Below are 255 nucleotides of genomic sequence, written 5' to 3' on the forward strand. Positions count from 1 at the left end.
CAGCAACACCCCGTTGATGTACTGCTGCACGCTGGCGATGGCCGACGCCACGGGGCTGCTCTGCACCGCTTGGCTGACCTGGGTATCGATCAACAGGTATTCATACAGATCGTTGGCGGTGGTGATCAGTTGGCTCAAACCACCCAAGGCAAACTGCGCGGCGTTGGGCACCACCTGCACAGGGTGTAGGCCACCAGCACATCGCGCAGGGTTTCATTGAGCTGACTGTCGATGGAAATGGCCATGGTCAATTCC

1 protein-coding gene is annotated in these 255 nt (G+C 58.8%); it reads right to left on the reverse strand.

The window, feature by feature from the left end; translation table 11 throughout:
- Nucleotides 1-180: neuraminidase-like domain-containing protein (locus SB717_RS37655; protein WP_410908262.1), on the reverse strand; the 180-nt coding region annotated here is incomplete at its 3' end.
- Nucleotides 181-255 lie beyond the last annotated feature (75 nt).

The sequence above is a fragment of the Priestia sp. SIMBA_032 genome (assembly GCF_046535215.1).
Lineage (GTDB): Bacteria > Bacillota > Bacilli > Bacillales > Bacillaceae_H > Priestia > Priestia aryabhattai.